This window comes from Streptomyces sp. DG2A-72, from assembly GCF_030499575.1.
GTDB lineage: Bacteria > Actinomycetota > Actinomycetes > Streptomycetales > Streptomycetaceae > Streptomyces.
On record NZ_JASTLC010000001.1, the window covers coordinates 10,049,853 to 10,073,230 of the forward strand.

Annotated in this window: 21 protein-coding genes and 5 pseudogenes; 13 read left to right on the plus strand and 13 right to left on the minus strand. The window is 71.1% G+C overall.

Annotated features, from left to right (window positions below; all coding sequences use genetic code 11):
• Positions 1-24: 24 nt before the first annotated feature.
• Positions 25-679: pseudogene (locus QQY66_RS47600) on the plus strand (transposase); the annotation flags it as partial.
• A gap of 33 nt (positions 680-712) precedes the next feature.
• Here the strand turns inward: QQY66_RS47600 and QQY66_RS47605 are convergent.
• The 3 genes from QQY66_RS47605 to QQY66_RS47615 all read right to left on the minus strand — a co-directional run bounded on the left by QQY66_RS47605 (position 713) and on the right by QQY66_RS47615 (position 3,915).
• On the minus strand, positions 713-1,324 hold the full coding sequence (locus QQY66_RS47605; RefSeq protein ID WP_301986788.1) for a hypothetical protein: 612 nt from the start codon (positions 1,322-1,324) through the stop codon (positions 713-715).
• Positions 1,325-1,425: 101 nt separating this feature from the next.
• Positions 1,426-3,045 (minus strand): MFS transporter, encoded by a 1,620-nt coding sequence (locus QQY66_RS47610; RefSeq protein WP_301986790.1) that lies wholly within the window; start codon positions 3,043-3,045, stop codon positions 1,426-1,428.
• 108 nt (positions 3,046-3,153) lie between these two features.
• On the minus strand, positions 3,154-3,915 hold the full coding sequence (locus QQY66_RS47615; protein WP_301986792.1) for an SDR family oxidoreductase: 762 nt from the start codon (positions 3,913-3,915) through the stop codon (positions 3,154-3,156).
• Positions 3,916-4,069: 154 nt separating this feature from the next.
• On the opposite strand from QQY66_RS47615, the gene QQY66_RS47620 reads away from it, so the two are divergent.
• Positions 4,070-7,327, plus strand: coding sequence for a BTAD domain-containing putative transcriptional regulator (locus QQY66_RS47620; protein WP_301986793.1), 3,258 nt, complete (start codon positions 4,070-4,072; stop codon positions 7,325-7,327).
• Positions 7,328-7,470: 143 nt separating this feature from the next.
• On the opposite strand, the gene QQY66_RS50730 is transcribed toward QQY66_RS47620, so the two are convergent.
• From QQY66_RS50730 to QQY66_RS47630, 3 genes and pseudogenes are all read right to left on the minus strand, one after another.
• Positions 7,471-7,659, minus strand: coding sequence for an SDR family oxidoreductase (locus QQY66_RS50730; protein ID WP_367667102.1), 189 nt, complete (start codon positions 7,657-7,659; stop codon positions 7,471-7,473).
• A gap of 70 nt (positions 7,660-7,729) precedes the next feature.
• A pseudogene (locus QQY66_RS47625) lies at positions 7,730-8,236 on the minus strand (SDR family NAD(P)-dependent oxidoreductase); the annotation flags it as partial.
• 34 nt (positions 8,237-8,270) lie between these two features.
• Positions 8,271-8,681 (minus strand): nitroreductase/quinone reductase family protein, encoded by a 411-nt coding sequence (locus tag QQY66_RS47630; RefSeq protein WP_301986794.1) that lies wholly within the window; start codon positions 8,679-8,681, stop codon positions 8,271-8,273.
• Here QQY66_RS47630 and QQY66_RS47635 point away from each other — a divergent pair.
• From QQY66_RS47635 to QQY66_RS47645, 3 genes and pseudogenes are all read left to right on the plus strand, one after another.
• A pseudogene (locus QQY66_RS47635) lies at positions 8,625-9,119 on the plus strand (Tn3 family transposase); the annotation flags it as partial. The gene QQY66_RS47630 and the pseudogene QQY66_RS47635 sit on opposite strands and share 57 nt — an antisense overlap.
• Before the next feature lie 87 nt (positions 9,120-9,206).
• Positions 9,207-9,464 (plus strand): transglycosylase SLT domain-containing protein, encoded by a 258-nt coding sequence (locus QQY66_RS47640; protein ID WP_301987742.1) that lies wholly within the window; start codon positions 9,207-9,209, stop codon positions 9,462-9,464.
• Positions 9,465-9,596: 132 nt separating this feature from the next.
• Positions 9,597-10,067, plus strand: coding sequence for a hypothetical protein (locus QQY66_RS47645; RefSeq protein ID WP_301986796.1), 471 nt, complete (start codon positions 9,597-9,599; stop codon positions 10,065-10,067).
• Here QQY66_RS47645 and QQY66_RS47650 read toward each other — a convergent pair.
• A complete protein-coding gene (locus QQY66_RS47650; RefSeq protein WP_301987794.1) occupies positions 10,039-10,302 on the minus strand; it encodes a hypothetical protein in 264 nt (87 codons plus the stop codon). The two genes, QQY66_RS47645 and QQY66_RS47650, sit on opposite strands and share 29 nt — an antisense overlap.
• Positions 10,303-10,348: 46 nt before the next feature.
• Positions 10,349-10,723, minus strand: a pseudogene (locus QQY66_RS47655) (transposase); the annotation flags it as partial.
• Here QQY66_RS47655 and QQY66_RS47660 point away from each other — a divergent pair.
• The 8 genes and pseudogenes from QQY66_RS47660 to QQY66_RS47695 all read left to right on the plus strand — a co-directional run bounded on the left by QQY66_RS47660 (position 10,722) and on the right by QQY66_RS47695 (position 19,932).
• Entirely contained in the window at positions 10,722-10,988 is a 267-nt protein-coding gene (locus QQY66_RS47660) for a hypothetical protein (RefSeq protein WP_301986798.1), read from the plus strand. The pseudogene QQY66_RS47655 and the gene QQY66_RS47660 overlap by 2 nt on opposite strands.
• A gap of 140 nt (positions 10,989-11,128) precedes the next feature.
• Positions 11,129-12,301, plus strand: coding sequence for a serine hydrolase (locus QQY66_RS47665; RefSeq protein WP_301986799.1), 1,173 nt, complete (start codon positions 11,129-11,131; stop codon positions 12,299-12,301).
• A 10-nt stretch (positions 12,302-12,311) separates the two neighbouring features.
• Positions 12,312-12,452: pseudogene (locus QQY66_RS47670) on the plus strand (RNA polymerase sigma factor); the annotation flags it as partial.
• A 383-nt stretch (positions 12,453-12,835) separates the two neighbouring features.
• Positions 12,836-14,416 (plus strand): NAD(P)-binding domain-containing protein, encoded by a 1,581-nt coding sequence (locus tag QQY66_RS47675; protein ID WP_301986801.1) that lies wholly within the window; start codon positions 12,836-12,838, stop codon positions 14,414-14,416.
• Positions 14,417-14,421: 5 nt separating this feature from the next.
• Positions 14,422-15,555, plus strand: a complete 1,134-nt coding sequence (locus tag QQY66_RS47680; protein WP_301986803.1) for an alpha-hydroxy acid oxidase — start codon at positions 14,422-14,424, stop codon at positions 15,553-15,555.
• Positions 15,552-16,949, plus strand: a complete 1,398-nt coding sequence (locus QQY66_RS47685) for a cytochrome P450 (RefSeq protein ID WP_301986804.1) — start codon at positions 15,552-15,554, stop codon at positions 16,947-16,949. Before QQY66_RS47680 ends, QQY66_RS47685 begins: the two co-directional genes overlap by 4 nt.
• Before the next feature lie 14 nt (positions 16,950-16,963).
• On the plus strand, positions 16,964-18,241 hold the full coding sequence (locus QQY66_RS47690) for a cation:proton antiporter (protein WP_301986805.1): 1,278 nt from the start codon (positions 16,964-16,966) through the stop codon (positions 18,239-18,241).
• Positions 18,232-19,932 carry a thiamine pyrophosphate-dependent enzyme gene (locus QQY66_RS47695; RefSeq protein ID WP_301986807.1) on the plus strand — a complete coding sequence of 567 codons (1,701 nt, stop codon included), beginning with the start codon at positions 18,232-18,234 and terminating at the stop codon, positions 19,930-19,932. The genes QQY66_RS47690 and QQY66_RS47695 overlap by 10 nt, the downstream gene beginning before the upstream one ends.
• 17 nt (positions 19,933-19,949) lie before the next feature.
• On the opposite strand, the gene QQY66_RS47700 is transcribed toward QQY66_RS47695, so the two are convergent.
• The 5 genes from QQY66_RS47700 to QQY66_RS47720 form a co-directional block, all read right to left on the minus strand.
• Positions 19,950-20,312, minus strand: coding sequence for a DoxX family protein (locus QQY66_RS47700; RefSeq protein ID WP_301986808.1), 363 nt, complete (start codon positions 20,310-20,312; stop codon positions 19,950-19,952).
• A gap of 123 nt (positions 20,313-20,435) precedes the next feature.
• The gene (locus tag QQY66_RS47705) at positions 20,436-21,299 is read right to left on the minus strand and encodes a cytochrome c biogenesis CcdA family protein (RefSeq protein WP_301986809.1); all 864 of its coding nucleotides are present in this window, start codon (positions 21,297-21,299) and stop codon (positions 20,436-20,438) included.
• 7 nt (positions 21,300-21,306) lie between these two features.
• Positions 21,307-21,882 (minus strand): redoxin family protein, encoded by a 576-nt coding sequence (locus tag QQY66_RS47710; RefSeq protein ID WP_301986811.1) that lies wholly within the window; start codon positions 21,880-21,882, stop codon positions 21,307-21,309.
• A 91-nt stretch (positions 21,883-21,973) separates the two neighbouring features.
• On the minus strand, positions 21,974-22,810 hold the full coding sequence (locus QQY66_RS47715) for a Crp/Fnr family transcriptional regulator (RefSeq protein WP_301986812.1): 837 nt from the start codon (positions 22,808-22,810) through the stop codon (positions 21,974-21,976).
• Positions 22,811-22,875: 65 nt separating this feature from the next.
• Positions 22,876-23,361 (minus strand): hypothetical protein, encoded by a 486-nt coding sequence (locus tag QQY66_RS47720; RefSeq protein ID WP_301986813.1) that lies wholly within the window; start codon positions 23,359-23,361, stop codon positions 22,876-22,878.
• Positions 23,362-23,378 lie beyond the last annotated feature (17 nt).

Consider the following 23,378-nt stretch of genomic DNA (forward strand, 5'->3'; position numbering starts at 1 on the left):
GAGTTCACCGGGCCGTACTTGCCGATGGGCTGGCGGCTGTTCGTGCCCGAGAGCTGGGATCCCGCCTCGCCGAAGGCCGAGGCCACCAAGGTGGCCCGCCGCACCCGGTGCGGCATCCCCGCCGAGGTCGGACACGTGGAGAAGCGGCAGCTGGCCCTGGACATGACCGACGAGACCAGATCGTGGGGCATCGATGTCCCGCTCGTCGTTGCACGACCACCGCCCAGCCGGAAGCGGCACGGCCGCACACCCCGCCCTACGCAGGTCGCGGCCCAAGGCCCCAGCCCGTTTGTCCCGAGCCGGCCAGACGGTGAAGAAGCTGGTCATCGCGGCCGGCACACAGGCGGCCCGGGCCGGTGCAGTGGCGGGAAGCCTCCCGTCCGGGCAGCGGCCGCAGCAGGGTCAAGCGCATGTACTCACGGTTCGTGGCCCTGCGGATCCGGCCCGCCGGACGCGAGATCCACAAGGCCGCAAGCGGACCCGAACTGCCGGTGCGCCGGCTGCCGGCCGAATGGCCCGCCACCGAGCCCGCACCCGTCCAGTTCTGGCCGTCCAACCTGCCCGCCGACACGGCGCTGGCCACCCTCGTGCGCACCGCGAAAACCGCGCTGGTGCATCGTGCACGACTACCGCGAGATGAACAGGTCTGGGCCTGGCCCACTTCGAAGGCCGGACCTGGCCATGCCTCTACCGAGTCGCACGCGAACTGCAGTTACTCCTCGCGCTCTGGACCGGCGCCTGCCCCACCTGTCAACGCGACATGCCAGAAGAGCCACAGCACCCCGGCACGGTCACGGGCGATGACATCGGCCTCGGGTGTGCCGCCCAGGTCGCCGGGTGACAGCAACTGGTCGTACTGACCCCATCGGCCGTCGAGCAGCGTCTCGCCCTGGTCGGTCACACAGAACAGCCGGCCGTCGGCCCGCTGCCCGTAGGCGCCTTCGGCGAGACCGTCCCGGTCGTGGTCGACATGGGTGGCGCCCCGGTGGGTCTGCCAGCCGCCGAGCACGAACTCCCGGGGCCCGAGGTCGCCTCGGCCGTCGGGCCAGTACACATAGACGTCGCCCGCCCCGTCGACCGCGGTCAGCGGGAACTGCGGGGCGTGCGGTGGTACCTCGGCGCCGTCGCCGGTGGCGGCAACTGCCTGCGGGACGGCGATCGCGGCGGCCAGGGCGGTGGCGACGGCCGCTGTGGCCAAGGACGTCAGGGCGCGCCGGGCGCAGCGCACGGAGGGCAGGTGAGGCACGGCGAACCCCAGGGTGTTCGGGGCCAGGAACGTGCGGCGCCAGGGGGTGGGGCGCCGCACGTTCCTGGGGACGGTCACGGCACATCGTCGGGTGGTGACCGCGGACCTTCGGTTTCCGCGGGAGCCGGCGGGAGGCGCGGGCGAGGTGTCGCCCCGCCCGCACCCGCCCGCCGTACCCGCTATCGGGCGGCTGCGGCCAGCTGCTCCTCCAGCGGGCCGTCGGCCGCGACGGGCGCGGGGACGTCGGTGTCCTCGGCCGGTGCGGGGGCGGAGCCGGTCGGCGGAACATGCCGCAGCATGGTGACCGCGAGCACCGTGAGAGCGGTGACCAGAACGCCGCCGATGAGGGCGACGACGTTGAGACCGGACGCGAACGCCTCACGGGCGGGCGTGATGATCTGGTCGGCCAGCGGACCCGGCAGGCTCGACGTGGCGTCGAGGGCCAGGGCGAGGGTGTCGCGGGTGGCGTCGGCCGCGGCGGCCGGGGTGTCGGCGGGGAGATCGTCGACGACGCCGTTGCGGTACATGGTGGTGCCGATGCTGCCCAGGGCGGCGATGCCCACTGCGAGGCCGAAGTCGCTGCTGGTCTGCTGCAGCGCGGCGGCGGCACCGGCCTTCTCCGGAGGTGCGGAGCCGACGATCAGCGAGACGCTCAGGCCCATGACGGGACCGATGCCGGCGTAGATGAAGCCGAAGCCGACGACCACGAGCGCCACGCTCTTGCTCGGGTCGGCCTGCGTGAGGATGAAGTAGCCGATGGCGGACAGGGTCAGGCCGATCGCGGTGACATTGCCGGGACGGATCCTGCGCGCCGCGATGGGGGCCAGCATCGACGTGGCGATGAGCGCGGCCGCCGCGGGCAGCAGCCACAGACCGGCGCGCAGCGGCGACAGGTCGGCGACCATCTGCAGGTACTGGGTGACGAACAGGTAGATGCCGCCCATGGCGACGGCGGCGAAGAGCATCACGCCGAGGGCCACGCTGAACGCCCGGCTGCGGAACAGGCTGAGGTCCAGCATCGGGTCGTCCAGGCGCAGTTGGCGGCGGCCGAAGGCATAGCCGAACGCCGCGCCGACGATGATGGCGATCACGGAAGCGGGCTCGATGCCGTGCTTGGCGATCTCCTTGACGCCGTAGATGACCGGCAGGATGGCGGCGAGCGACAGCAGGACGCTGGCCAGGTCGATCCGCCCGGCGTTCTCGTCCTTGTACTCGGGCAGCAGGATCGGTCCGGTGATCAGGAGCAGTACCATCACCGGCACGGCGATCAGGAACACCGAGCCCCACCAGAAGGCCTGCAGCATGGCGCCGCCGACGACCGGGCCGAGCGCGATGCCGACGGAGAAGCTGGCGGCCCAGATACCGATGGCGGTGCCGCGCTGCTTGGGGTCCTGGAACATATTGCTGATCAGGGCGAGCGTGGAGGGCATCAGGGTCGCGCCCGCGATGCCGAGCAGGGCCCGGGCGGCGATGAGCATCTCGGGGCTGTTCGCATAGGCGGCGATCACCGAGGCGACACCGAAGGCGACCGCGCCGATCAGGAGCAGCTTGCGCCGGCCGATGCGGTCACCCAACGTGCCCGCGGTGACCAGGAATCCGGCGATCATGAAGGCGTAGATATCGATGATCCACAGCATCTGGGTGCTGCTCGGCGCGAGTGCCGCTCCCAGGTGCGGCACCGCGAGGTGTAGCAGCGTCACATCCAGGGACAGCAGGATGCTGGGCAGGGCCAGCATGGCGAGCCCGGCCCACTCCCGCCGGCCGGCCCGGGCTACGCCCGTGGCGATGGTCGAAGTCATGGCTATGGCCTTTCCTTTGGACTGTTCGAGGGGGGCTCGCCGCCTCGCTCGGAGACGAGGCGGCGAGCTTGACGGTGCGACGGCCGGGCGGGGACGGCCGCCACAGGATCAGTGGGCGCCGCTGAGGCCTTGGGCGAAGCCGCCGTCGACCGGGAACTCGACGTTGGTGCTGAAGGTGGCGTCGGCGGCGAGGAACAGGGCGGCCGCGGCGACCTCTTCGACCGTGCCGTTGCGCTTGAGCGGGGTGGTCTGGCTGCCCTGCTCCTCGAACTCGCGGCGCTCTTCCTCGGTCAGCCCGGCGACGCCCATGGTGGGGGTCTTGATGTAGCCGGGAGCCACGAGGTTCACGCGGATCTGGCGGGGCAGGAACTCGGCCGCGAGGACATGGGCGGCCGCGCGCACTGCCTCCTTCGAACCGGAGTAGGCGCTCAGGCCAGGGAAGATCAGGTCGTTGGCGACCGTGGTGAAGACGATCGCGCCGCCGTCGTTGAGGAGCGGCGACAGGCTCTGCACGGTGAAGAAGGCGCCCTTGGTGTTCACCGCGAAGGCCCGGTCCCAGGCCTCCTCGGTGACCTCCTCGAGGGTCTGTACCTCCGCGATGCCGTGGTTGACGAAGAGATAGTCGACCCGCCCGAGCTTGTCCTGGGCGGTGTCCGCGAGGGCCCGGATGTCGGCCATGCTCGCGGCGTCGGAGCGGACGACGTGCGCGGAGTCCGACTTCAGCTCGGTCCGCGCCTCCTCGATCTTCTTCTCGTTGCGACCTGTGAGGACCACCTCGGCACCGCCGTCCAGGAGCGCTTTGACGATGGCCAGGCCCATACCGTGGGTGCCGCCGGTGACGACGGCCTTCTTGCCTGCGAACTTGCTCATGATGACTCCCTGCTAAGACAGCGTGCGAGGCGCTCGTTACGCCGGTTTTCACCGGTGCACGCAGAGTGCGGGCAAGGGCTTGCAGTCGGCTGTCGGTCCGCTTGCAGTGCACTGACACACCCGGCAATGACCACGGGGCGTCTACCTTGATCTCATGCGTTTCGGGGTACTGGGTCCGCTGGCCATCTGGTCGGCGGACGGTGAACTGGTAGGGGTGCCGGAGGCCAAGGTCCGCTCGCTGCTCGCGGCCCTGCTGACGGCTCAGGGGCAGGTGGTCTCCGCCGACCGCCTGGTCGACGAGCTGTGGGGGGACGCGCCGCCCGCCAACGCCGCGGGGGCGCTGCAGACCCTGGTGTCGCGGTTACGGAAGGTGCTCACCCGGGCCGGAGGTCCCGGCCTCCTGGCGTACCAGGCCCCCGGATACGTCCTGGAGGTGGCGGACGACGCGGTGGACGCCGGCCGCTTCACCGCACTCACCGCCCGGGCGCGTACGGCCGCGGACCCCCGGGAGCGGGCCGAGCTGCTCACCGAGGCCCTCGGGCTCTGGCGCGGCCCCGCCTTCGCCGGCTTCCAGGACGAGCAGTTCGCCCGCGAGGCCCTCACCCGGCTCGAGGAACAGCGGCTGCTCGCCCTGGAGGAACAGGCGGAAGCCCGCCTCGAGTTGGGCGAGCACAGCCTCCTGGCCCCGGAGCTCGGCGAGCTGACCCGGCGCCACCCGCTGCGGGAGCGGCTGCGCGGCGCCCATATGCGCGCCCTGTACGGCGCGGGTCGCGCCAGCGAGGCCCTGGACAGCTACCAGGACCTGCGCCGCCGCCTGGACGAGGACCTGGGCCTCGAACCGGGGCCCGAACTGGCGGCCCTGCAACAGGAGATCCTGCAGCAGGACCCCGCCCTGCGGGCCGTGCACGCCCCCTCGGCCACACCTCGGCCGCGCACCAATCTGCCCACCCCGGTCACCGACCTGATCGGCCGCTCCGACTCCGTGGACGCCGTGCGCGACCTGGTGGAGTCGGGCCGCCTGGTGACCTTGACCGGGCCCGGCGGGGTCGGCAAGACCCGCCTCGCGGTGGAGGTGGCGACCCGCCTGTCCGAGTCCGAGGCGTACGCGGACGGCGTCTGGCTGGTGGAGCTGGCCTCACAGGCCTTCTCCGCCGAGTCCGGGGCGGCCGCGGGCGACGACCTCGCCGAGGTCGTCGCCGCGACGCTCGGAGTCCGGGACGACACCGGCCCCGGACCGCTGCCCAGCGGCCTGCCGCGTACGCTGCTCGACCGCCTCACCGACGCCCTGCGCGGCCGTCGCCTGCTCCTGGTCCTGGACAACTGCGAGCACGTCATCGAGGCGGCCGCGGGGCTCGCACAGGCGCTGCTGCGCGGCGCACCGGGCGTCCGCGTCCTCGCCACCAGCCAGGAGCCCCTCGACATCGCCGGCGAGCAGCTGTGGCCGGTGCGGCCGCTCGACCTGCCCGAGGCCTCGACCGACCCGGCGGTGCTGCGGCGCTCCAGCGCGGTACGGATGTTCCTCGACCGGGCCGCGGCCACCTCGCCCGGCTTCGAGCTGACCGACGACAACGCCCGGGCCGTGGCCTCGATCTGCCGCCGCCTCGACGGAATCCCGCTCGCCCTGGAGCTGGCGTCCACACGGGTACGCGTCCTCGGGGTGCGCGAGCTCGCCAAGCGCCTGGACGACCGGTTCAAGCTCCTCACCGGCGGCCACCGGGGCGCACCCGCACGGCAGCAGACACTACGGGCGATGATCGACTGGAGCTGGGAGCTGCTCACCGCGGCCGAGCAGTCGGTCCTGCGCCGGCTCGCCATCCACTCCGACGGCTGCACCCTGGACGCCGCCGAGGCCGTCTGCGCAGGCGACGGTGTGAAGCCCGCCGAGGTCCTGGATCTGCTGACCCGCCTGGTGGACCGCTCCCTCGTCCTGGCCAGCCACGAAGCCGACGGGCCCCGGTACCGGCTCCTCGAGTCGGTGTCCGCGTACTGCCTCGAACGGCTGCGCGCCACCGAGTACGAGCGGGTGCGGCGCATCCACGCGCACTACTACGCGGCCTTCGCCGCACGGGCCGACTCCTTACTGCGCGGCGGCGACCAGCGGCAGTGGCTGCGGCGCCTGGACGCGGAGAGCGCCAACATCCGCGGCGCGCTCGACGCGGCCGCCGCGGAAGGCGACGCCGGCCTGATGCGGGGCCTGGCGCACGCGATGGTCTGGTACTGGTTCCTGCGCGGCCGTCTCACCGAGGCCAAGCGCCAGCTGACCGTGGCCCTCGGTCTGCCGGGCGAGGCGGAGCCGACGGCCGAAGGCGACCCGGGCCGCGCGGTGACCGCGGCTTGGCGGGCCGGGGTGGGCCTGCTGTCCGGCGCCCCGGACGGCTCCGTGCGCCGCAGCGCCGCGGTTCTCGAGCTGTACGAGGACATCCGCGACCCGCACGAGCGGACCAGGGCCGGCTGGTTCCTCGGGTTCGCGGTCACCCGGTTCGGGGACTTCGCGGTGGGCGAGGAGCTGGTGAACCGGGTGCTCGCCGAGTCCCGTGCCCTGGGCGACCGCTGGGGGATCGCCGCGGGACTGAGCACACGAGGCATGCAGACCTATGTGTGCGGGAACCTGACGGCTTCCCGCAGTGACGGCGAGGAGAGTCTCGCGCTGTTCCACGAGGCCGGCGACGGGTGGGGCCGGCTGCAGGCGATGGCGGTGCTCGGGCGGCTCGCGGAGATCGAGGGCGACTACCGGGAAGCCGCCCGGCTGCACGAGCGAGGGCTGCGCGTCGCCGAGGACCTGGGTCTGTGGACCGACGCGTCGATGCGCTGGTCCGACCTCGGCCGGATCGCCCTGCTGACCGGGGAGTACGCCCGCGCCGACGAGTTCCACGAGCGAGGCCGGCGGCTCGCGGTCGAACAGGGCGACAAGCCCGCCGAGGAGTTCGCCGAGCTCGGCCTTGCCCTCGGCGCGCGGCGGCAGGGACGGCTCGACGCCGCCGAGTCGTATCTGCGCACCTGGCTGGCCTGGAACCGGCAGTTCGACGCGGAGTACGGGGCGGCCCTGATCCTGGCCGAACTCGGCTTCGTCGCCGAGCTGCGCGGGGACGCCGTCGCCGCTCTGTCCCTGCACCTGGAGGGCCTCGCCGCGGCCCGCGACACCGGCGATCCGCGGGCCGTCGCGCTGGCGGCGGAGGGACTCGCGGGAGCGCGGGCACTGGCAGGGCACGCCGGGCAGGCCGCGCGGCTGCTCGGGGCGGCGGCCGCGGCCCGCGCCTCGGTGGGCGCACCGCTGCCGGCGGGTGAGCGCGGCGACGTGGACCGGGTGACGGCCGCGGTACGCGCGGTACTCGGCGAGGCGGACTTCACGGCGGCGTTCGAGCGGGGCGCCGCCTCGGACCCGGTCAAGGAGGCGGAGTCACTGCGGACCTGACACGTCAAGGCGCACCGGGTCATGGCCCAGGGCACCGGAGCCGCGCGCCCGCGAAGGGGCTCTCGCGGTGCGAGTACACGCCCCGCACTCGCACCGCGCCGCCCGGCCGGGCGCGGCTACGCGCCCGGCCGGGCGGGGAGAGATCAGGCCGTGGCCGGGATGATCCCCTGGGCGAGGCCGCCGTCCACGGCCACCTCGGTGCCCGTGGTGAAGGTCGCCTCGAAGGCCAGGAACAGCGCCGCCGCGGCGATCTCCTCGATCGTGCCGTGCCGCTTCATCGGGCTGATCTCGTTCATCTCCTTCTCGTGGACGGCCTTGTCCGCCTCGGTCATCGCCGTAGCCCATGGACGGCGTCTTGATCGGCCCCGGGCTGAGCGCGTTGACACGGACGCCGCGCGGCATCAGCTCGGCGGCGAAGCCCTTGGCGAAGGTCCGCAGCGCGGCTTTGGCCCCGCCGTAGACGGTGATGCCCGGGTAGCCCATGTTGTCGGCGATGGAGGTCGTGAAGAGAACCGCGCCGCCTTCGTTGATGAGCGGGGCGAGACGCTGCACGGTGAAGAAGGCGCCCTTGGTGTTGATGTCGAAGATGCGGTCGTAGCCCTCCTCGGTGACCTGGTCGAACGGCACGAGTTCGGCGATGCCGACATTGATGTACACGAAGTCGATACGGCCGAGCTTCTCTTCGGCGAAGTCGCCCAGGGCCCGGATGTCCCGCAGATCCCCGGCGTCGGAGCGCACCACGTGCGCGGCCTGCCCGGCGAGTTCGGCGCGTGCCGCCTCGATGTTGGCCTCGTTGCGCCCGGTCAGCACCACTTCGGCGCCTTCGGCGAGAAGGGTCTTCGCGACGCCGAGACCCATGCCGTGCGTCCCGCCCTGGATGACGGCTTTCTTCCCTTCGTACTTACTCATGTCTCTTTCTCCGTAACTGATACGAGGAGACGGATCAGACCCGCTCCAGGACAACTACCGGGATGACACGGCGAGTTCTGGCCTCGTAGGTGTGGTAGACGGGAGCGAGATCGGTCATCAGCTTCCACAGCCGCTGCCGCTCCTCTCCCTGCGCGGTGTAGGCACGCACGTTGATCTTCTCGGCGAGCACCTGGATCCGGACCTCGGGATTCGCCATCACGTTGAGGTACCACTTGGGATGCGTGTGCGTGATGGAGGAACCGGAGGCGATGAGGATGTAGCGGCCGTTGTCCTCACCGAAGAAGAGACCGGTGCGATACAGCTTTCCGGTCCTGCGGCCCCGGTAGGTGAGCACCAGATTGGTCGCTCCCCCCTCCGTGTAGCCGCTTTGGCCCCGGTGGTGAACCCCGCCCATGAGGCGCTGCCCCGGGCCCGGCTCGTGCACGTCGACCAGTAATACCTGCGGGCCGACACGATCGCCGCAGCGAACGGGCGGCTGATCGGAGCCCAGGCCGAGGCGCCCATCGTGAAGTTCTGGGGCGAGGGCCTGCTCGCCTCGGTCGACGGACTGCGGTTCGTCGTCCCCGTCCGGACCGTCAGCGCGGCGCCGTGGCCGAAGTACTTCGGGTTCAAGCGGGGCATCACCTGGCTCAACGCGGTCAATGACCAGGTCGCGGGCATCGGGCAGATGGTCGTCCCCGGCACCCCGCGCGACTCCCTGCACATCCTGGACGCGCTGCTGAACCTGGACGGCGGGGTCAAGCCGGAGATGGCGGTGACCGACAACGCCTCGTACTCCGACATGGTGTTCGGCCTGTTCAAGATCCTCGGCTACAACTTCAGCCCGCGGTTCCAGGACGCGCGGCAGAAAGCCAGTCGATCGTCGACAGACTCCTCGGCGACGGACAACTCCAGCCTCGCGACGCAGTCCTCGTACACCGCTGCCCAGGTCCGGGCCATCGCGCGGCAGATGGTGCCCAGCGATCAGTTCCAGTGCTTCAGCAACATCGTGGACCACGAGTCCGGCTGGAATTACAAGGCGGTCAACCCCTCTTCCGGGGCCTACGGTCTCGTACAGGCCTATCCCGGCTCCAAGATGTCGTCTGCCGGAGCCGACTGGCAGACCAATCCGGCCACGCAGATCAAGTGGGGCCTGAACTACATGAACGACCGCTATGGCAGTCCATGCGACGCTTGGCTGTTCTGGCAGGCCAACGGCTCCTACTGAGCCGATGCCGTTGAGACGCCATCCGCTTTCCGAACGGGGTCGTTTGGTTCGTGCTGTGTGGGCATGAACTCCGGCTGGTGGCGGGAGAGATGGGCGTGGTTCGTCCGTTGGTCTCGCTCGTGGAGGTGGCTGGTGCCGTCGGTGCTCGGACTGCTGGAGGCCCGGGAGAAGAAGGTCCGGGAAGAGGTCGCGCGGCTGCAGGAGGAGGGCGAGCGGGTGCGGGCGGCGCTCGTCGAGGCGGAGAGCAGGCTGGCACGGCTGGCCGATGCCCGGGTGACGGTGGCCGAGGTGCTGGCCGAGCCGACTTCCACGGTCGCGGAGCCGGTGGCAAGCGCGATGACGGGGTCGGTGGTGCCGCGTTGGGCCGAGGGTATGACAGCGTCGGTCCTGCCTCCGGATTACCAGCGGATCATGAACGTGCTGGAGTCGGAAGCGGGCCGGGAAGGCATGTGCTGTCAGCAACTGGCCACAGCCTTGGGCCTTCAGGCGGTCCCGGCGAAGGTCGAGGGGCTGCGATCGAAGGCGAAACGCCTGGTGGAGCGGGGGTGGGCCCTGCAGGTGCGGCCGGGGGTGTTCACCCCGCTCGGGACACCGGCTGGCTAACGGCACCGGGGCGGCGTCCAGGCAGACGGCCGCTCATGAGCATGGTCATCGACCACAGCACCATGGCCTCGTGCATGGCCGGCAGCGTCTCGTAGTCGCGTGCCAGGCGACGCGAACGCTGGAGTCTCTCCTTCGCCCAGTCGACCAGGCGCCCGGCGTAGCCGCCGTCCGCCCACACCTTGCGGATGGAGAAGTACATCTCGCGCAGCCTTTCGAGCAGGGGGGACGGCGGCATCGCGGTCCTGCACGCTCGCCGCGGTCACCGCGACGGTCAGGACCAGGCCCAGGCAGTCGACCACCAGGTGCCTCTTGCGTCCGCCCACCTTCTTCCCGCTGTCCCACCCGGACGTCGAACGCGGGATGTTCGCCGCCGCCCGCAGCGACTGCGAGTCCACGATCGCCGCACTCGGATCCGGTGAGCGTCCTTCCATCACACGCACGCGGTCGCGCAGCCGGTCGTGGAGCTCGGTGAGCAGGCCCTCGATCTGCCAGCGGCGGGCGAATGCGTGCACCTGCTTGAACGGCGGGAAGTCCATCGGCAGGTTCGCCCACTTCACGCCGTTGTCGGCCACGTAGCGCACAGCATCGATCATCTGCCGGTGGCAGTAGCCCTCGGGCCGGCCGCCCGGTTTGGTGCCGGTGAACGTCAGTGACATGGAATCCCTTGGCACGGTCCGCAGCGCGGAAAGCGGCGAGACCTGCACGATCCTGCCGTGCTCGGTGGTCGCCGTTCACGGCGACCCACGCCGCCTCGGTGTGCGTCGCATCGCGGACCCGGTACTGCGGCGCTACATCGCCGTACGCACTGCCATGGACCGCTACGAGCCACGCGCTGCCATCGTGGTGGTCCGCCGGGGCATCGTCGAGGTCACCAGGGAGCCGGCCGCCGCGGGCCGCTTGCCGAGTATTCACCTGACGTGACTGGCGGTGGCGCCACTCGGCGTCCTCCTCGCGACAGGGGGTTAACCCCACCACCGATCCGGTTGATCGCCCCATCGCTCCGGCTCACCCGTAGCGGGGATCGTGGAGTGACACCGTAGGGCCGGACGATCAAGGAAAACATGCTCAAGCACAAGCGCGCGCTGGGTGGCGCCCTCACGCTGGCCGTGGCGATGGGTGTCGTGGGGGGCGTGCTGCCGGCCACCGCCACCGCGGTCCCCGCCGCGGAATCCACCGCCGGGGAATCCGCGCACCACACCGACGACGCGCGGCTGCGCGCCCTGCTGCACCGGCTGACCACGGTCGACGGCGCTCCCGGAGCGCTCGCCGAGGTGCGGGCCCGGCACCGCAGTACGGTGCTGACCAGCGGCGTCGCGGACGTCGACAGCCACGCGCCGGTGCACCGGGACAGTAGGTTCCGGATCGGCAGCATGACCAAGACGTTCACCGCGACGATGATGCTGCAGCTCGTGGGGGAGCGGCGCATCGACCTCGACGCACCGGTGGAGCGCTACCTGCCCGGCGTCGTCCGCGGCCACGGCAACGACGGGCGCAAGATCACCGTCCGGCAGATGCTCCAGCACACCAGTGGCCTGCCCGACTTCCTCGCCTACCTCAAACCGCAGGATGTCGTCCAGGACCCGATGGCCCACCACGCCCCCCAAGACCTGGTGCAGCTGGCGCTCGCCCACCCGCCGACGTTCAAGCCGGGCACCGACTGGAAGTACTCCAACACCGGCTACGTACTGGCCGGCATGATCATCGAGAAGGTGACCGGCCGCTCGTACGGCGAGGAGCTGCAGCGGCGGATCGTCGAGCCGTTGCATCTGCGGGGGACGTCCTTCCCAGGCGGCGACCCGGCGATCCCCGGACCGCACCCGCGCGGATACGCGCAGCCCGGCCCGGACGCGCCGCTCTTGGACATCACCGCGATCAACCCCACGGTAGGCGGCACGGCCGGCGGAATCATCTCCAGCGGCACCGACATCAACCGGTTCCTGAGCGCGCTGCTGGGCGGCAAGCTGCTGCCCCCGGCGCAGCTCAAGGAGATGATGAAGACCCGCCCGACCGGCAGCTCGGACGGCCGGGCGTACGGCCTCGGCCTGGAGAGCAAGCCGCTGCCCGGGGGCGGCCTTTACTGGGGGCACACCGGCGACTTCCTCGGCTACGAGACGGCCGCCGGCGCCACGGTCGACGGCAGGCAGGCCACGGTCATGGTGAACCTCGGCCCGGGCAGCTCGGACGCCCAAAGCGAGGACATCCAGGCCGCCATCGAAACGGCGCTCTCCCAATGAGGCGTGCCCCTTCCACGCCACCCGGGCGGACCTACTGCGTGGACTGGGCCGCGACGAAGGGGCAGGGGCCGCCTACGAGCGAGCAGCCGCCCTGGCGCCGACGGATGCCGAGCGGAACTTCCTCAGGCAGGGCGGCCGGACAGGACGCTGAACGCACCGTCGGCCACGTTCATGGCGGGTGTCCCGAGACCTGTCGAATCCCTGTCATCCGCTGAGGCACTGTTGCCCGTGCGTACCGCTCGTCACTACCGTGCTCGTTGAGATTTCAAAGGGAAATCCGAGGGAAGGGCCTGTCATGCCCATGCCTGAATGTACGGATGTGTCGCCGCCGGTCGGCCTGGCGACTGCCCCAGGAACCGCTCTCTCTGCTCGCTGAGCAGGCCGTACCTGTCCGCAGGCTGACCGACTGCGCACCGTGCCTGCCTGCGGGAACGTGTCTGTGGAAGCTCGCCGCACCGCAGGAACACGCCTTCCCTTGCGCACCCCCCACCAGCCTGTGGGCATGTCCCCGCCCGCAGCAGAAGGAGATTCCCCATGGACAGTGAGCCTCTCGACTACCTCGTTGTCGGCGGCGGACCAGCCGGGCTCCAGATCGGACAGTTACTCCAGGCGGGAGGGCACGGATACCGGATCCTGGAAGCGGGCAGCGCTCCCGGCACCTTCTTCCGTACCTTCCCGCGTCACCGCAAGCTGATCTCCATCAACAAGGTGCACAACGGCACCGACGATCCCGAACTTAACCTCCGGATGGACTGGAACTCGCTCCTGTCCCCGGACCCGGAGCTGCTGTTCACCCGCTACAGCAAGCGTTACTTCCCGCACGCCGACGACCTGGTGCGCTACCTGGCCGACTTCGCCGAGGCGTTCAAGCTGGACATCGCGTACGACACCCGGGCGGAGCGGATCCGGCGCGGTGCCGACGGCGGATTCACCGTCACCGATCAGCACGGCCAGGAGCATCACGGTCGCCGACTGGTCATGGCCACGGGGCTGACCCGGTCCAACACCCCGGACATCCCCGGCATCGAGACCGCCGACGACTACTCGGCCGTATCCGTGGATCCCGAGGACTTCACCGACCAGCGCGTCCTGATCCTCGGCAAGGGAAACTCCGCTCTGGAGACGGCGGACAACCTCGTCGAGACCGCGGCGGTGATCCATGTCGCCGGGCCGCACTCCATCCGGATGGCCTGGAACAGTCACTACGTCGGGCACCTGCGCGCGGTGAACAACAACTTCCTCGACACCTACCAACTCAAGTCGCAGAACGCCTTGTTGGACGGACACGTCCTGTCGATCGAGAAGGACCAGGACGCATACCGGGTCCGTTTCAGCTTCTCCCGTGCCGACGAGGTCGTGAAGGAACTGCGCTACGACCGGGTCATCGTGTGCACCGGCTTCCGTTTCGACGCCTCGGTCTTCGAGGCGGAGTGCCGGCCCGAACTGGTCATCAACGACCGGTTCGCCGCCCTCTCCCCGGCGTACGAGTCGGTGAACGTACCCGGCCTGTACTTCGCGGGCACCCTGATGCAGCAGCGTGACTTCAAGAAGTCCACCGGTGGCTTCATCCACGGCTTCCGGTACGCCGTACGCGCCCTGAGCCGCATCCTCGACGAGCGGCACCATGACCGGCCCTGGCCGCACCAGCCGCTGGATGCGTCCCCGTCCGCGTTGGCGGACGCCGTGGTGGCCCGGGTCAACCGCAGCTCGGCGCTGTGGCAGCAGTTCGGTGTGCTCGGGGACCTGGTCGTCACGGCGTCCGGCGAACCGGCCCGCTACCACGAGGAGGTGCCGGTCGCGTACGCCCACGAGAGCCAACTCACCGAGAACGGCGACTACTTCACGGTCACCCTGGAGTACGGGCCCGACCACGACAAGGTCGACCCGTTCGACATCACGGTGCGCCGCACCGCCCAGAATTCGGTCGACGACGCCTTCGATGCCGCCTATCTGCATCCGGTGATCCGTCACTTCCGGGGCGGTGAACTGCTCGGCACGCATCACATGGCCGAGAACCTGGAGAACGAGTGGGACCACCCGGAGGTCCACCACGCCCCGCTCGCCGAGTTCTTCGCTCGCGAGCTGGACCGCCGGCCGAGCCCTGCCGGGCGGTGAGCGGCGTGCAGTTCACCGTGCACGACTTCGAGACCGCGGCGCGCGCCGAACTGGACCCCGTATACGCCGACTTCATCGCCGGCGGGGCACGCGACGAGATCACCGTACGGGCCAACGAGGCGGCATTCGGACGCCTGCAGCTGCTGCCCCGGGTGCTGCGGGGGAGTGCCGTACGGGAGCTGGACGTCGACCTGCTCGGCAGCCGGGCGAGCCTGCCGATCCTGCTGTCCCCGACGGCCTTCCACAAACTGGTCGATCCAGAAGGGGAGTTGGCTACCGCGCGTGCCGCGGCCGCCGCCGGCGCCATCATGATCGTCTCCATGGCGTCCACGGTGGCCGTGGGCGAGATCGCCGACGCGGTCCGCACGACCGGCGACGACGTACCTCTGTGGTTTCAGCTCTACATCCAGCCCGATCTGGAGATCACCGAGGCGCTGGTACGGCGGGCCACCGACGCAGGGTGCACCGCCCTCGTGGTCACCGTGGACACCCCGGTGCTGGGTGCGGGGGAACGCAACCGGCGCAACGGCTTCCATGACCTGCCGCCCGGACTGCGCTGCGAGAACCTGGTGGACCTGAGGGACGGCGAGAGCGGGCACGTACGGCAGATCGCCATGTCCCCGAAGCTGTCCTGGGAGCACATCACCTGGCTGCGGGGCGTCACGGACCTGCCGGTCCTGCTCAAGGGCGTGCTGCACCCCGAGGACGCCCGGCTCGCGGTCCGGCACGGCGTCGACGGACTGCTGCTGTCCAACCACGGCGGGCGCCAACTCGACACCGTACCGGCCACGTTGGAACTGCTGCCCGAGTTCGTCGCCGCGGTGGCGGGCCGCATCCCGATCGTGCTGGACGGGGGAGTCCGGCGCGGCACCGATGTCGTCAAGGCCCTGGCGCTCGGCGCGTCCGCCGTGGGCATCGGCCGGCCCGTGATGTGGGCGCTGGCCGAGGGCGGCGAGAAGGGCGTACGACGGCTGCTGGAGCTGCTGCGCGAGGAACTCGACGACACCATGGCCCTGTGCGGTGCGTCGGGGCTCGCCGACCTGACGCCCGATCTGGTGCGCGTGCCGACCTGGGGGCCCGCGCCGGGGCCGGCCGTGGCTCCGGGGGCTGACACCCGATTCGGCGGGGTGGTCGCGTGAGTCCCACCGGATGGCTGATCACCGGCGCGGCTCTGGTCCTGCTGGCCTGTCTGCCGTACTGGCTGCCCAGGACCGTGATCGCACTGCGCGTGCGCATCTTCGCCTGGGTCGGCGGCGAGGAGGGCATCCGGGCGCCGGGCCGGGAGGTGCCCGCCGAGGAGTTCAAGAAGGTGTACGGGCATCCGGCGGCCAACGGCCGCAGCCGGGGCGCCGCCCTGTCCGACCTGTTCTGGTACTGGCTGTCGCCCGGCCCGGAGGTGCACCAGGAGCATCTGGAGCCCGGACCGCGCTACGACGACGTGGCCAGGACCACGCGGCAGATCCTGGCCGGGCTGTCCCGGGAACAGTGGAGCGATCTGGTCGGCCGCTGCACCCGCCGCGTGCTCGACGAACTCCCCGCCCCGGCACAGGTGCACCACATCAGGCTCCGCGACCTGATGATGCCCGTCTGGGCCGAGGTCTACTACGAGGTGGTCTTCCGCGAACCCTGCCCGCGCCCCGTCCGGGACCTCATCACCGGCAACGCGGACGACGTGGTCAGCGCCCTGAAGTGCACCAGTCTCCGGCACATGGACCGGCGGGCCCGGCTCACGGAGCACCTGCGGGACCGGCTCGCGAACGACCCTCCGCCCGTGCCGCTGCCCTCCACGCTGTCCGAGCGAGAGCAGGCGTACTACCTGCAGGGCACGTTCTTCAACACCGCCGTGGTGCAGATGTCGGAGGCGATGGCCCACCTGCTGCTGGCCCTCGCCACGCACCGGACGGTCCAGGAACGCGTGCTGGCCGGCGAGGAGGACCCGGACTTCCTGGACCGGGTCATCAACGAGACGCTGCAGCACTTCCCGCTCTTCGGCGTGGCCCACCGGATCACCTCCGGGGACATCCCCAGGGACGGTCGGGCCCCCATCCCGGCCGGCTCGGTCCTGCTGTTCAACTACCCGGAGTACCAAGGGTCCGGCGGGGACGCGTTCGACCCCGACCGCTGGCTGAATCCGGACACCAAGCCGTCCGCCTTCATCCCCTTCGGAGTCACCGCCAACCGCCCCTGCCCGGCGCGCGGCTTCGCCGTCCTCACCATGCGAGTCGCGGCCGAGGAGACCCTGCGGCGGTTCCGGCTGGACTCCTCGGTGGAGCACACCCGTTCGCTGCCCAGCCGCGGTCCCTGCCTGCTCGTCCCACGCACCGGCGCCGAGGCGGCGGCGAGCCCGGCTCGTCCACGGACCCGGCTCGCGGCGATGCGGCTGGCCGATCGCTGGGAGGGGGTCGGGCGCAGCCTCGTCCAACTCGTCCTCGGCACCTACATGGTGTGGGATGCCCGCCGCCAGGGGCTGTGCCGGAACCACTTCGCCGCCTCGTCCGGCGGCCCCGCCGCCTCCGTCGGCGCCGGACGTTGAGAGGGAACGAGACCATGACTCCTGTGGAGCTCGCTCCCGCCTTCTTCCTCGCCGTGGTCGTCATTCTGCTGACGTGCCGCCTGGTCGTCCTCGTCGCGGGCCGCTTCGGGCAGCCGCCCGTGGTCGGCGAGATGATCGCCGGCGTGCTGCTCGGCCCTTCGCTGTTCGGACTTCTCGCCCCGGATCTCTCCGCCGAGGTCTTCCCGCCGGAGCTGAAGCCGGTGCTGTACGTGGCCGGCCAGATCGGTCTGGTGACCCTGATGTTCGCCGCCGGGTACGAGTTCCGGGCGCACGCCGGGCGCGGTCTGGCCGGCACCGCCGTCGCGGTCTCCTCGGCCGGGGTGGCGATCCCACTGGCGCTGGGCGTGGGGCTGACCCTCGCAGCTCACGGCCACGTCGGCATCTTCGTCGACGGTGTCTCGGTCTGGGTGACGGCGGCCTTCGTCGGCGTCGCCCTGGCCATCACCGCCTTCCCGATGCTGGCCCGGATCATCACCGAAAGGGGCCTGGCAGGCTCCCGGTTCGGCTCCCTCGCCCTGGCGTCCGGGGCGACCGACGACGCCGTCGCGTGGATTCTGCTCGCGGGCGTGCTGAGTGTGGCCTCCGGTGAGGTGGAGCCCATCCTGACGGCGGTCGGCGGCTCCCTGCTGTTCGTGGCGGTCCTCTTCCTGCTGGGGCGCCGCCTGCTGGCGTGGATCGTGAACCGGGCGGGTCTCGGCGACGACACCCGGCTGCTGTTCACCGTCGCCGTGCTGTTCTGCGCCGCGTGGTTCACCGACATCATCGACCTGTACGCCGTGTTCGGGGCGTTCTGCGTCGGCATGGCCATGCCGCGCGGCGAGGCATCCGAACGGCTGGTGCGGACCACCCAGTCCGTGACCCAGGTCGTGTTCGTGCCGATGTTCTTCACCTACTCCGGCCTCAACACCCAGTTCGACGTGTTCGCCGACCCGGCCGTGATGGCGTTCGGGGCGGCCGCCGTCGTCCTGGCGGTGATCGGCAAGTTCGGCGGCTGCTGGGCCGCCGCCCGGTTACGTGGCGAACCCGGCCCGGTGGCCGTCCGGGTCGGCGCTCTGATGAACGCCCGCGGGCTGATGCAGCTGATCGCGCTCAACATCGGACTGGCGGCCGGCATCGTCAGCCAGGAACTGTTCGCCGCGCTGGTCCTCGTGGCCCTGGTCACCACGGTCATGACGGTTCCGGTACTGAGCTGGCTGGACCGCCGGGACGCCAGGACACGACCCGGTGAGGCGGCACCCGAGGAGGAAAAGGTGGCGGCGAGATGGAGCTGAGCGGAGCGCAGGCGCTGGTGGGCCAGTTGGAGCGGGACGGCGTCCGTCATGTCTTCGGCGTGCCGGGCGTCCAGCTCGACCACGTCCTGGACGCCCTGGCCCGCGCCCGGGCCGCCGGAGGGCCGATCGAGTACATCGCCGCCCGGCACGAGCAGGGCGCGGCCCACATGGCGGAGGCATACGCACGGACCACCGGGCGCCCCGGCGTCTGCCTGGTCGTCCCCGGCCCCGGCGTGCTCAACGCCCTGACCGCGGTGGCCACCGGGTACGCGTGCTCGTCGCCGATGCTGTGCGTGGCGGCGGACATCCCCTCGGGGCTGGCCGGCCGGGGACTGGGCATGCTGCACGAACTGCCCGACCAGGACGGCCTCTTGGCCTCCGTCACCAAATGGTCGGCGCGGGCCGAAGCCCCGGCCCGGATCCCCGGACTCGTACGGGAGGCGATACGGCAGTCACGGTCCGGCCGCCCGAGGCCGGTGGCCCTGACCATCCCGGCGGATGTGCTGACCGCGCGAGCGGAGATGGAACCGGAGCGTGCGGGACCGGGACAGGACGACGGCAGGCTGGGCGCGTCCGGCGTGGCAAGGACGTTCACGGAATCGGAGCAGGACGTCGTCGCGCAGATCACCGCCGTGCTGCGGACCGCACGCCGCCCCTTGATCTACGCCGGCGGCGGCGTGCTCGCCTCACGGGCCGGCACCGCCCTGACCGCCCTGGCCGAGGAGTTGTCCGCCCCGGTCGTCATGAGCCGCAACGCGGGCGGCGCCGTCCCGGCCCACCACCGGCTCGCCTTCCCCAGCCTGGCCGCACCCCGGCTGCTGCCCACCGCTGACGCGGTACTGGTCGTGGGCAGCCGCTTCATGACTCCCCGCGGCACAGCCGTCCCGACCCACCCCGAAGCGACCGTCGCCCTGGTCAACGCGGACCCCGCCGACCTCGGCCCGCCCCGCCGCGCCGACCTCACCCTGTGCGCCGACGCCCGGACGGTGTTGGAGGACCTGCGAACCGCACTGCCTGGTACCTCGGCACCACCTTCAGGACCGGAGCCCGGGTGGCCGCCCGGCGAGCTGGCCGACGTACGCGCCTGGTGCGCACGGAAGGTCGAGGGCGTCGAACCGCAATGGTCGTACGTCCGCGCCCTGCGCGAGGCGATCCCGGACGACGGCTTCCTGGTCAACGAGCTGACCCAGGTCGGCTACCTGGCCGCCGTCGGCTACCCCGTCCACCACCCCGGGACCTTCCTCACCCCCGGCTACCAGGGCACCCTGGGCTACGGCTACCCGTCGGCGCTCGGGGTGAAGGTGGGCAACCCGGACCGGGCCGTCGTCTCCATCAACGGCGACGGCGGATTCTGCTGGAACATGCAGGAACTGGCGACCGCCCGCAAGTACGGCATCGGCGTGACCGCGGTGGTCTTCAACGACAACGCCTACGGCAACGTCCGGCGCATCCAGGCGGACGAGTTCGAGGGACGGTTCATCGGCAGCGACCTGACCAGCCCCGACTTCGTGCGCCTCGCCGAGTCGTTCTCGGTGCCCGCCGTCCGGGCCGAGACCCCGGCACGGCTCGCCGGGGCTCTCAAGGACTGCCTCAGCGAACCAGGTCCCTCACTCATCGAGGTACCGGTGACCGAGATGCCCAGCGTATGGCCACTGCTGCTCGGCGGCTCACCGGGTTCGGTCCGTGACTGAGCCCTCCGGGGCGGTCATCAGCCCACCTCCGGGAAACCGGCCCGGCCGCCGGCGAGTGCCATGTCCTTTTGGAACTGGACCATCTCCATCCGGCGCGCCTGGGGGTCGGTCTCTTTCCAGAAGGCGTGCATCAGTACGGCGGTCGGCACGAGGAAGACGATCAGGAGCAGCGCCCCGAGGTCCGGCCACACGCCGAGGAGAACGCTCAGCCCGCCCGCCACAAGCAGCACGCCGCTGCCCAGCACGGCGGGAACCGCGGCCGGTACGCCGCGGGACGTCGCGTATCCGGCCATCGCCTTGGTCTGGGTCAAGTGGCCGACCGCGCTTGCGAGGAAGAGGGCGGCGAAGAGGATGCGCCCGATCAGTACCAGGACGTCCATGGCGGCCTCCCGCAGGAGTTTGATTGAAGGTCCAACCACCTGGCCCCAAGCTACCTCCGACGACGGGCCGACGGGCGGCGGCACCGCAGTGCGGTACGCAGGCCTCGCGCGTGCGTCGCTACGTCACACTGGCTCCCGCCGGCTCACCCGGTGTGCTCGCCGAAGGCGGACGGCTACTGCTGTCAGAAGCAGAACGCCGACGAGTACGGCCATCACGCCGGGGCCGGTGGCGTCCAGGAACTCGGCGACGGAGCGCTGGATGGCGCCCGCGGTGTCGACGACCGGGTCGGTGGTTGCGGGGTCGCGCTGGACGCGGATTTCGTACCAGCCGTAATACGCGGCATACGCGCCGACGAGGAGGAGCAGACCCCCGCCGAGGCGGGGTGCGAGGGCGCCGAGGCGGCGCAGCCGGATGACGGCGGTGGCGCGGGTGAGGGCGACGGTCAGGGAGGCGGCGCCGACGATCAGGCCCATTCCGGCGGCGTACGCGATGAACAGCGCGATGCCCTCGCCGGTGGAGCCGGTGCGGAAGGCGGAGACGACGATGGCGAGGAACGGGGCGATGGTGCAGCCGAGGGAGGCGGTGGCGTACGCCATGCCGAACAGCGCCATGGAGGGGAGGGAGCGGGTGAGGGTAGGGGCGCGACGGAGTTTCGGGGCGAGGCTGGGTAGTCGGCGGCCGGCGAGCAGCCAGCCTCCGGCGGTGGCGATGAGAGCACCGAAGATGATGGTGAACCAGGGCAGGTGCTGCTGGAGTTGACCGGCAACGGGTTGGACGGCGAGGCCGAAGACGCCGAAGAGCGCGGCGAATCCGGTCGTCATGGCGGCGGTGGCGGTCAGGGCGCGTCCGACGGCGACGGTACGGCTGGGCGTGTCGTCGCCGAGGACCAGCAGGGACAAGTAGGCGGGCAGGAGGGCGAAGCCGCACGGATTGACCGCGGCGAGCATCCCGGCGCCGAGCGCGAGGGCGAGAGGCAGATCCGTCATGGCGCGTTCAGCCGGTGAGGGAGGCGACCTTCTCGGCCAGCCCCTCGCCGCCGGGCAGGACACCCTCGTAGACGGTGGCGCCGTCCTTGTCGAGGATCACGTAGATGCTCTGCTGGGTGATCTCGAATCGCTTCCACACGTCCCCGGCCTCGTCGGAGAGTTGGGGGAAGGAGCCGGTCCCGGTCTCGGAGACGAAGTCCCGCATGGCGGCGTTCTTGTCGAGGCCGGCGACGCCGACGACGTTGGCCTTGCCTGCGTGGTCGGCGGCGACCTTGGCGGTCTCGGCCGCCTGGCCGCGGCAGGTGGGGCACCAGGGTGCCCAGAACCACAGCACCGTCGGCCTGCCCGCGAGAGTCTTCGCGTCGAACGGCTTGCCGTCCACCGTCGTGGCGGTGAAGTTCAGCGCCTCGGGCACCTCGGCTCCGGCCGCCTCGGTGCCGCTCCCGTCGGAGTCGGCGGGCGCCTGGACGCTCGCTGCCTTCGAGGGGGAGACCTCCGCATCACCCGCGGACTCGGAGCCACAGCCGGTGAGGGTGAGCACTGCGGCGGCCAAGGCCGCCGGGAGGAGGGTGCGGGCACGCATGAAGGACTCCTGCTGTTTGTGGGGACGCGCTGTGAGCGTAGGACCAGGGGATCGAGTGGGCAGCAGGTGGCGGCCTTACGGTTTGATGACGTCAGCCCGCCGCGTCTTTGAGGCGATCGGTGTCGACGACGGTGATACGGCCCCGGGCGAGACGGATGAGGCCCCGGTCGGCGTACTCGCGCAACACCTTGGTGCACGTCTCGCGGGATGTGCCGGCGAGCGCGGCGAGCTGGTCGTGGGTGAGGGCGACCTGGGGGTGGCGTCCGACGGGACGTAGGGGACTGGCCGGGGGCTGGGCGGTGGTCAGGGTGGTGAGCGTGGTGGCGATGCGTTGGGCGACGGTCTTGAACACGCTGTCGGACAGACGTTGTTCGAGGTCGGCGAGGCGGCGGCCGAGGATCGCGGTGATGCGGGCGGCGATCCGCGCGTCCGAGAGCAGGAACCTGTGGACGTCGGCGCGGCTCATCACGCAGACGGTGACGTCGTCGAGGGCCTCGGCGTAGTTGTCGTACATGTGCTGCCCGAGCAGGACCATCTCACCGAAGATGGTGCCCGGCGTGATGATGGCGGTGGTGAGGGCGCGGCCGTCCGCGGAGACCCGGAAGATGCGCACTCGGCCGCGTTTGAGGATGAACAACACCTCGGACGGCTGGGACGGCGAGTGCAGAATCTCCCCGGCGCCGTACGTCTTCATCGGCGCCGCTCGGGCGATGGCTTCCATCTCCGGCTCGGACAGGTCGCAGAAGATGTCGACCTCGGACAGGCACCAGGTCCGCTCGTCGGCGTCTGCTGCGGCGTCGGTCATGGTGTGCGTCTCCTCGCGTCGTCCCGGGGCCCAGGGCGGGGGCGCGGCACCCCATGCCGGGCCGGCCAGCGCCTCGGCTCCGTCGGCCAGACAGTAGGGCACCGCATCTGCCTCGGCTGCCATGCGGCGCGGCGTGGCACCCGGTCGATGGCTGCCGGGGTCGGGTATGGACGCGGGCGGTACGGAATTCATCCTCGGGCCGAGCCGCTGTTCTCGTTCATTGTCCGAGCGACGACGGCGTACGTCACTCCGGCCAGCAGCCCGAAGACGAGGTGGGCGCCGAGGCTGGAGGAAGTGACGTCGTTCCACTCGAAGACGGGCATGCCCATGTTCGCCGGCATGATCCACAGAGCACCGACGACCCACCACGCCGCGCCGTAGGCCAGGCCGAGGACGAGGGCGGATGCGAGGCGCTCGGCGAACCGGCCCAGCAGCGCGCCGAAGGTGACGCCGGCGAAGAGCGCGATGCCCAGGTGGATCAGCCAGCCGGCGAAGGCGTTGGTGGAGCCGAGGAGCCCGGCGACCATGGTGATCATCGCGGTGTCCATCATCGGCCGGGACACCGATATCCAGATGCCCATCCCGACGCCTCCGACCAGCCCGGCCGCGGCACCCCACACCGCGTGGACCGGGATGACGGCCGTGCCCGGGGATACCCGCAGGGTGGTTGTCATGATGAGTGCCCCTCTCA

What these genes read in the sequence shown, in the direction of transcription:
- QQY66_RS47610 (WP_301986790.1), bottom strand. Translation starts at nt 3,045, where the DNA reads ATGACTTCGACCATCGCCACGGGCGTAGCCCGGGCCGGCCGGCGGGAG.
- QQY66_RS47615 (WP_301986792.1), bottom strand. Translation starts at nt 3,915, where the DNA reads ATGAGCAAGTTCGCAGGCAAGAAGGCCGTCGTCACCGGCGGCACCCAC.
- QQY66_RS47620 (WP_301986793.1), top strand. Translation starts at nt 4,070, where the DNA reads ATGCGTTTCGGGGTACTGGGTCCGCTGGCCATCTGGTCGGCGGACGGT.
- QQY66_RS50730 (WP_367667102.1), bottom strand. Translation starts at nt 7,659, where the DNA reads ATGACCGAGGCGGACAAGGCCGTCCACGAGAAGGAGATGAACGAGATC.
- QQY66_RS47640 (WP_301987742.1), top strand. Translation starts at nt 9,207, where the DNA reads ATGGTGCCCAGCGATCAGTTCCAGTGCTTCAGCAACATCGTGGACCAC.
- QQY66_RS47650 (WP_301987794.1), bottom strand. Translation starts at nt 10,302, where the DNA reads ATGCCGCCGTCCCCCCTGCTCGAAAGGCTGCGCGAGATGTACTTCTCC.
- QQY66_RS47660 (WP_301986798.1), top strand. Translation starts at nt 10,722, where the DNA reads ATGGAATCCCTTGGCACGGTCCGCAGCGCGGAAAGCGGCGAGACCTGC.
- QQY66_RS47665 (WP_301986799.1), top strand. Translation starts at nt 11,129, where the DNA reads ATGCTCAAGCACAAGCGCGCGCTGGGTGGCGCCCTCACGCTGGCCGTG.
- QQY66_RS47675 (WP_301986801.1), top strand. Translation starts at nt 12,836, where the DNA reads ATGGACAGTGAGCCTCTCGACTACCTCGTTGTCGGCGGCGGACCAGCC.
- QQY66_RS47690 (WP_301986805.1), top strand. Translation starts at nt 16,964, where the DNA reads ATGACTCCTGTGGAGCTCGCTCCCGCCTTCTTCCTCGCCGTGGTCGTC.
- QQY66_RS47695 (WP_301986807.1), top strand. Translation starts at nt 18,232, where the DNA reads ATGGAGCTGAGCGGAGCGCAGGCGCTGGTGGGCCAGTTGGAGCGGGAC.
- QQY66_RS47700 (WP_301986808.1), bottom strand. Translation starts at nt 20,312, where the DNA reads ATGGACGTCCTGGTACTGATCGGGCGCATCCTCTTCGCCGCCCTCTTC.
- QQY66_RS47705 (WP_301986809.1), bottom strand. Translation starts at nt 21,299, where the DNA reads ATGACGGATCTGCCTCTCGCCCTCGCGCTCGGCGCCGGGATGCTCGCC.
- QQY66_RS47710 (WP_301986811.1), bottom strand. Translation starts at nt 21,882, where the DNA reads ATGCGTGCCCGCACCCTCCTCCCGGCGGCCTTGGCCGCCGCAGTGCTC.
- QQY66_RS47715 (WP_301986812.1), bottom strand. Translation starts at nt 22,810, where the DNA reads ATGGCAGCCGAGGCAGATGCGGTGCCCTACTGTCTGGCCGACGGAGCC.
- QQY66_RS47720 (WP_301986813.1), bottom strand. Translation starts at nt 23,361, where the DNA reads ATGACAACCACCCTGCGGGTATCCCCGGGCACGGCCGTCATCCCGGTC.